Origin of the sequence: Micromonospora sp. NPDC023737, from assembly GCF_040639715.1 — a bacterium.
In the GTDB taxonomy this organism is placed as follows: domain Bacteria; phylum Actinomycetota; class Actinomycetes; order Mycobacteriales; family Micromonosporaceae; genus Micromonospora.
The window spans coordinates 1-7,934 of the sequence record NZ_JBFAAL010000037.1 but is presented as its reverse complement, the minus strand read 5'-3'; the positions used below and the strand labels follow the sequence as shown (position 1 = coordinate 7,934).

The following is a 7,934-nucleotide window of genomic DNA, read 5'->3' as shown; positions in this document are numbered from 1 at the left end:
GCCCGGCCGCGCGGCGGTGACACCGTCGTCCTCGGCTCCCCCGACATCCTCCTCAACAAGCACCTCGGCGACCACGGCAACGCCTCGCTCGCCCTGCAGCTCCTCGGCTCCCGCCCCCATCTGGTCTGGTACCTCCCCTCGCTCGCCGACGACACCGCCCCCCGCACCGGGCAGCGCAGCTTCTTCGACCTGCTGCCCTCCGGCTGGCTCTGGGCCGCCCTGCAGCTGTTTCTCGCCGCCGCCGTCGCCGCCCTGTGGCGGGCACGCCGGCTCGGCCCCCTCGTGCCCGAACGGCTTCCCGTCGCGATCCGCGCCTCCGAGACGACCGAAGGCCGCGCCCGCCTCTACCGCACGCTCCACGCCCGCGACCGCGCGGCCGCCGCTCTCCGCTCCGCCACCCGCATCCGTCTCGCCCCCCTCGTGGGTGTGCCCGCCGCCCAGGCGCACACACCCGAAACCCTGCTCCCCGCCCTGTCCGCCCGGCTTGCCGCCGAGCGAGGGGCGGCCCTGAACGACCTGCTCTTCGGCCCGCCGCCCGGCGACGACGCGGCCCTTGTCCTTCTCGCCGACCGACTCGACGCCCTCGAAAGAGAGGTACGCCGTCCATGATGGACCCGACCACTGACAACGCCGGGCGACCCGGGGACGCGGACACCGCGCGGTCCGCGCTGGAGGCCCTGCGCGCCGAGATCGCCAAGGCCGTGGTCGGCCAGGATCCCGCCGTGACCGGCCTGGTCGTCGCGCTGCTCTGCCGCGGCCACGTCCTGCTGGAAGGCGTCCCCGGGGTCGCCAAGACCCTCCTCGTCCGCGCCCTGGCCGCCGCCCTCGACCTCGGCACCAAGCGCGTCCAGTTCACCCCGGACCTGATGCCCAGCGACGTCACCGGCTCCCTGGTCTACGACGCCCGCACCGCCGAGTTCTCCTTCCAGCCCGGCCCGGTCTTCACCCATCTCCTGCTCGCCGACGAGATCAACCGCACCCCGCCGAAGACCCAGTCCTCCCTGCTGGAGGCCATGGAGGAACGCCAGGTCACCGTCGACGGCACCCCGCGTCCCCTCCCCGAGCCGTTCCTGGTCGTCGCCACCCAGAACCCGGTCGAGTACGAAGGCACCTATCCGCTCCCCGAGGCGCAGCTCGACCGCTTCCTGCTGAAACTGACCGTCCCGTTGCCCTCCCGCCAGGACGAGATCGACGTCCTCACCCGCCATGCCGCCGGTTTCGACCCACGCGACCTGCGCGCCGCCGGCGTGCGCCCCGTCGCCGGCGCGGCGGACCTCCGGGCGGCACGCGCCGCGATCGCCCGGACCACCGTCTCCCCCGAGATCGCCGCCTACGTCGTGGACATCTGCCGCGCCACCCGCGAGTCGCCCTCCCTGACTCTCGGCGTCTCCCCGCGCGGCGCGACCGCCCTGCTGTCCACCTCCCGGGCCTGGGCGTGGCTGACCGGCCGCGACTACGTCATTCCCGACGACGTCAAGGCCCTGGCCCTGCCCACGCTGCGCCACCGTGTGCAGCTGCGCCCGGAGGCCGAGATGGAAGGCGTGACCACCGACTCGGTGATCAACGCGGTCCTCGCCCAGGTCCCGGTGCCGCGCTGATGGGCTTCACCGGACGCGCCGCACTGCTCGCGGCCCTCGGCTCCGTACCCGTCGGCATCTGGGACGCCGGCTGGACCGGCCTGCTCGCCGTCAACGCACCTCTGGCCGTCGCCTGCGCCTGCGACTACGCCCTCGCCGCACCCGTACGCCGCCTGCGTCTGTCGCGCACCGGCGACACCTCCGTGCGCCTGGGGGAGAGCGCCGAGGTGACCCTCACGGTCAGCAACCCCTCGCGCCGCCCGCTGCGCGCCCGTCTGCGCGACGCCTGGCCGCCGAGCAGCTGGCAGCCGGGTACGGAGATCCGGGCCTCCCGCCACCGCCTGACGGTGCCGCCCGGCGAACGCCGCCGTGTCACCACCCGCCTCACCCCCACCCGCCGCGGGGACCGTGAGGCGGATCGGGTCACCATCCGCTCCTACGGTCCTCTCGGCCTGTTCGCGCGCCAGGGCAGCCACCGGGTGCCCTGGACGGTACGAGTCCTGCCCGCCTTCCCCAGCCGCAAGCAGCTGCCCGCCAAACTCGCCCGGTTGAGGGAACTCGACGGCCGCACCAGTGTGCTGGTCCGTGGACAGGGCACGGAGTTCGACAGCCTCCGCGAGTACGTGCCGGGCGACGACACCCGTTCCATCGACTGGCGCGCCACGGCCCGCCAGTCCTCGGTCGCGGTCCGCACCTGGCGCCCGGAACGGGACCGGCACATCCTGATCGTCCTCGACACGGGACGCACCGCCGCGGGACGGGTGGACGACGCTGTGCGCCTGGACGCCGCCATGGACGCGGCGCTGCTCCTCGCCGCCCTCGCCTCCCGCGCCGGCGACCGTGTCGACCTGCTGGCCTACGACCGCCGAGTACGTGCCCATGTCAAGGGACAGAACGCGGGGCAGCTGCTTCCCGCTCTGGTGGGCGCCATGGCCACGCTGGAGCCGGAACTCGTCGAAACGGACACGCACGGGCTGGCGGCCACGGCACTGCGTTCGGCACCACGGCAGTCTCTGATCGTGCTGCTGACGACACTGGACGCGGCGCCTGTCGAGGAGGGGCTGATGCCGGTGCTGCCTCAACTCCTCAAGCGGCACACGGTTCTCCTCGCCTCAGTGGCGGATCCGCAGGTCGCACGTATGGCCGCGGCTCGGGGAACTGTAAATGCGGTGTACGAGGCCGCGGCGGCAGCGCAGGCCCTGACCGAACGTCACCGGGTCGCGGAACACCTGCGGCGCCAGGGGGTCACCGTGGTCGACGAAGTACCGGACACTCTGGCCGGTGCTGTGGCGGACGCCTATCTGGCGTTGAAGGCAGCTGGCCGACTCTGACGCGGGTGCCGGCCCTGACCTCGATGTGCCCTGTCCTGGCCCAGTCCTGTCCGGGTCGTCTCCGGCTGCCGCGACCACAAACAGCGGTGTTTCCGCAACTAGAAATGCAGAAAGGCCCACACCGTACGGTGTGGGCCTTTCCCAAAAATAGTCCGGCGGCGTCCTACTCTCCCACAGGGTCCCCCCTGCAGTACCATCGGCGCTGTAAGGCTTAGCTTCCGGGTTCGGAATGTAACCGGGCGTTTCCCCTACGCTATGACCACCGAAACACTATGAAACAATCAACCAACCAGCCATCGGCTGTTCATTGCTTCAGAACCAACACAGTGAACGCGAGCACCTGAGGACAAGCCCTCGGCCTATTAGTACCGGTCACCTCCACCAGTCACCTGGCTTCCAGATCCGGCCTATCAACCCAGTCATCTACTGGGAGCCTTACCCCATCAAGTGGGTGGGAGCCCTCATCTCGAAGCAGGCTTCCCGCTTAGATGCTTTCAGCGGTTATCCCTCCCGAACGTAGCCAACCAGCCATGCCCTTGGCAGAACAACTGGCACACCAGAGGTTCGTCCGTCCCGGTCCTCTCGTACTAGGGACAGCCCTTCTCAAGACTCCTACGCGCACAGCGGATAGGGACCGAACTGTCTCACGACGTTCTAAACCCAGCTCGCGTACCGCTTTAATGGGCGAACAGCCCAACCCTTGGGACCGACTCCAGCCCCAGGATGCGACGAGCCGACATCGAGGTGCCAAACCATCCCGTCGATATGGACTCTTGGGGAAGATCAGCCTGTTATCCCCGGGGTACCTTTTATCCGTTGAGCGACGGCGCTTCCACAAGCCACCGCCGGATCACTAGTCCCGACTTTCGTCCCTGCTCGACCCGTCGGTCTCACAGTCAAGCTCCCTTGTGCACTTACACTCAACACCTGATTGCCAACCAGGCTGAGGGAACCTTTGGGCGCCTCCGTTACCCTTTAGGAGGCAACCGCCCCAGTTAAACTACCCATCAGACACTGTCCCTGATCCGGATCACGGACCCAGGTTAGACATCCAGCACGACCAGACTGGTATTTCAACGACGACTCCACCCGAACTGGCGTCCAGGCTTCACAGTCTCCCAGCTATCCTACACAAGCCGAACCGAACACCAATATCAAACTGTAGTAAAGGTCCCGGGGTCTTTCCGTCCTGCTGCGCGAAACGAGCATCTTTACTCGTAGTGCAATTTCACCGGGCCTATGGTTGAGACAGTCGAGAAGTCGTTACGCCATTCGTGCAGGTCGGAACTTACCCGACAAGGAATTTCGCTACCTTAGGATGGTTATAGTTACCACCGCCGTTTACTGGCGCTTAAGTTCTCAGCTTCGCCGGCCCGAAAGCCAGCTAACCGGTCCCCTTAACGTTCCAGCACCGGGCAGGCGTCAGTCCGTATACATCGCCTTACGGCTTCGCACGGACCTGTGTTTTTAGTAAACAGTCGCTTCTCGCTGGTCTCTGCGGCCAACCCCAGCTCCGAGCGCAAGGCCCATCACCAGGACTGGCCCCCCTTCTCCCGAAGTTACGGGGGCATTTTGCCGAGTTCCTTAACCATAGTTCACCCGAACGCCTCGGTATTCTCTACCTGACCACCTGAGTCGGTTTAGGGTACGGGCCGCCATGAAACTCGCTAGAGGCTTTTCTCGACAGCATAGGATCATCCACTTCACCACAATCGGCTCGGCATCAGGTCTCACCCACCATGAGCGGCGGATTTACCTACCACTCGGGCTACACCCTTACCCCGGGACAACCACCGCCCGGGATGGACTACCTTCCTGCGTCACCCCATCACTCACCTACTACCAGCTCGGGCCACCGGCTCCACCACTCCCACCAACAGCAAAGCTGAAGACGGGCGGCTTCACGGGCTTAGCATCACTGGATTCGATGTCGGGCGCTTCACAGCGGGTACCGGAATATCAACCGGTTATCCATCGACTACGCCTGTCGGCCTCGCCTTAGGTCCCGACTTACCCTGGGCAGATCAGCTTGACCCAGGAACCCTTGGTCAATCGGCGCACACGTTTCTCACGTGTGAATCGCTACTCATGCCTGCATTCTCACTCGTCAACCGTCCACAACTCGCTTCCACGGCTGCTTCACCCGGCAGACGACGCTCCCCTACCCAACCCAGCGGGCGTTAACCCACATGCTGGATTGACACGACTTCGGCGGTACGCTTGAGCCCCGCTACATTGTCGGCGCGGAATCACTAGACCAGTGAGCTATTACGCACTCTTTCAAGGATGGCTGCTTCTAAGCCAACCTCCTGGTTGTCTCTGCGACTCCACATCCTTTCCCACTTAGCGCACGCTTAGGGGCCTTAGTCGATGCTCTGGGCTGTTTCCCTCTCGACCATGGAGCTTATCCCCCACAGTCTCACTGCCGCGCTCTCACTTACCGGCATTCGGAGTTTGGCTAAGGTCAGTAACCCGGTAAGGCCCATCGCCTATCCAGTGCTCTACCTCCGGCAAGAAACACACGACGCTGCACCTAAATGCATTTCGGGGAGAACCAGCTATCACGGAGTTTGATTGGCCTTTCACCCCTAACCACAGGTCATCCCCCAGGTTTTCAACCCTGGTGGGTTCGGTCCTCCACGAAGTCTTACCTCCGCTTCAACCTGCCCATGGCTAGATCACCCCGCTTCGGGTCTTGAGCGTGCTACTCAAACGCCCTCTTCGGACTCGCTTTCGCTACGGCTACCCCACCCGGGTTAACCTCGCAACACACCGCAAACTCGCAGGCTCATTCTTCAAAAGGCACGCAGTCACGACTGACGGGAAAACCCGCCAGCGACGCTCCCACGGCTTGTAGGCACACGGTTTCAGGTACTATTTCACTCCCCTCCCGGGGTACTTTTCACCATTCCCTCACGGTACTATCCGCTATCGGTCACCAGGGAATATTTAGGCTTAGCGGGTGGTCCCGCCAGATTCACACGGGATTTCTCGGGCCCCGTGCTACTTGGGAATCACTCAAGCGAGCCGCACAGATTTCGACTACGGGGGTCTTACCCTCTACGCCAGGCCTTTCGCATGCCCTTCGCCTATCCATACGGTTTTTCACTCGCCCCACGGCCGACAGACCGTGGAAGAGCAACCCCACAACCCCGCATACGCAACCCCTGCCGGGTCTCACACGCATACGGTTTGGCCTCATCCAGTTTCGCTCGCCACTACTCCCGGAATCACGGTTGTTTTCTCTTCCTGCGGGTACTGAGATGTTTCACTTCCCCGCGTTCCCTCCACACTGCCTATGTGTTCAGCAGCGGGTGACAGCCCATGACGACTGCCGGGTTTCCCCATTCGGACACCCCCGGATCAAAGCCTGGTTGACGACTCCCCGGGGCCTATCGCGGCCTCCCACGTCCTTCATCGGTTCCTGGTGCCAAGGCATCCACCGTGCGCCCTTAAAAACTTGGCCACAGATGCTCGCGTCCACTGTGCAGTTCTCAAACAACGACCAGCCACCCACCACCCCGAACACAACCGTTCGAGTTCACTGGGGCCGGCACTGAGGAAAACCTCGTTCCCTCAGGACCCAACAGCGTGCCCGGCCACAACCCGTCCAATGAACCGCGTTCCACGCCCCGAAGAGCAGTACTAACAGCCATCGACACCAGGTCCTGACCGAATAGTCAACGTTCCACCCATGAGCAACCAGTGCGAGACACTCGCTCACATACTGGCCTCTGACTGCATCCCCCGAAGCAGCCACGGTAGAAGTGCTCCTTAGAAAGGAGGTGATCCAGCCGCACCTTCCGGTACGGCTACCTTGTTACGACTTCGTCCCAATCGCCAGTCCCACCTTCGACAGCTCCCTCCCACAAGGGGTTGGGCCACCGGCTTCGGGTGTTACCGACTTTCGTGACGTGACGGGCGGTGTGTACAAGGCCCGGGAACGTATTCACCGCAGCAATGCTGATCTGCGATTACTAGCGACTCCGACTTCATGGGGTCGAGTTGCAGACCCCAATCCGAACTGAGACCGGCTTTTTGAGATTCGCTCCACCTCACGGTATCGCAGCTCTTTGTACCGGCCATTGTAGCACGTGTGCAGCCCAAGACATAAGGGGCATGATGACTTGACGTCGTCCCCACCTTCCTCCGAGTTGACCCCGGCGGTCTCCCGTGAGTCCCCAGCACCACAAGGGCCTGCTGGCAACACGGGACAAGGGTTGCGCTCGTTGCGGGACTTAACCCAACATCTCACGACACGAGCTGACGACAGCCATGCACCACCTGTACACCGACCACAAGGGGGCACCCATCTCTGGATGTTTCCGGTGTATGTCAAGCCTTGGTAAGGTTCTTCGCGTTGCGTCGAATTAAGCCACATGCTCCGCCGCTTGTGCGGGCCCCCGTCAATTCCTTTGAGTTTTAGCCTTGCGGCCGTACTCCCCAGGCGGGGCACTTAATGCGTTAGCTACGGCACGGACAACGTGGAATGCTGCCCACACCTAGTGCCCACCGTTTACGGCGTGGACTACCAGGGTATCTAATCCTGTTCGCTCCCCACGCTTTCGCTCCTCAGCGTCAGTATCGGCCCAGAGATCCGCCTTCGCCACCGGTGTTCCTCCTGATATCTGCGCATTTCACCGCTACACCAGGAATTCCGATCTCCCCTACCGAACTCTAGCCTGCCCGTATCGACTGCAGACCCGGAGTTAAGCCCCGGGCTTTCACAACCGACGCGACAAGCCGCCTACGAGCTCTTTACGCCCAATAATTCCGGACAACGCTTGCGCCCTACGTATTACCGCGGCTGCTGGCACGTAGTTAGCCGGCGCTTCTTCTGCAGGTACCGTCACTTGCGCTTCTTCCCTGCTGAAAGAGGTTTACAACCCGAAGGCCGTCATCCCTCACGCGGCGTCGCTGCATCAGGCTTGCGCCCATTGTGCAATATTCCCCACTGCTGCCTCCCGTAGGAGTCTGGGCCGTGTCTCAGTCCCAGTGTGGCCGGTCGCCCTCTCAGGCCGGCTAC

Annotated in this window: 2 protein-coding genes, 3 rRNA genes and 1 pseudogene; 3 read left to right on the top strand and 3 right to left on the bottom strand. The window is 64.0% G+C overall.

The window, feature by feature from the left end:
• The 3 genes and pseudogenes from AB0F98_RS31645 to AB0F98_RS31635 form a co-directional block, all read left to right on the top strand.
• Positions 1-609, top strand: a pseudogene (locus AB0F98_RS31645) (hypothetical protein); the annotation flags it as partial.
• Complete coding sequence (locus AB0F98_RS31640; protein WP_125499205.1) at positions 609-1,598, top strand: MoxR family ATPase; 990 nt, start codon at positions 609-611, stop codon at positions 1,596-1,598. The pseudogene AB0F98_RS31645 and the gene AB0F98_RS31640, both read left to right, overlap by 1 nt.
• Complete coding sequence (locus AB0F98_RS31635) at positions 1,598-2,908, top strand: DUF58 domain-containing protein (protein WP_125499204.1); 1,311 nt, start codon at positions 1,598-1,600, stop codon at positions 2,906-2,908. The genes AB0F98_RS31640 and AB0F98_RS31635 overlap by 1 nt, the downstream gene beginning before the upstream one ends.
• 150 nt (positions 2,909-3,058) lie before the next feature.
• Here AB0F98_RS31635 and rrf read toward each other — a convergent pair.
• From rrf to AB0F98_RS31620, 3 genes are all read right to left on the bottom strand, one after another.
• Positions 3,059-3,175 (bottom strand): 5S ribosomal RNA (gene rrf / locus AB0F98_RS31630).
• Positions 3,176-3,250: 75 nt separating this feature from the next.
• Positions 3,251-6,374, bottom strand: a 23S ribosomal RNA gene (locus AB0F98_RS31625).
• 312 nt (positions 6,375-6,686) lie between these two features.
• Positions 6,687-7,934: ribosomal RNA gene (locus AB0F98_RS31620) — 16S ribosomal RNA — on the bottom strand; the annotation flags it as partial.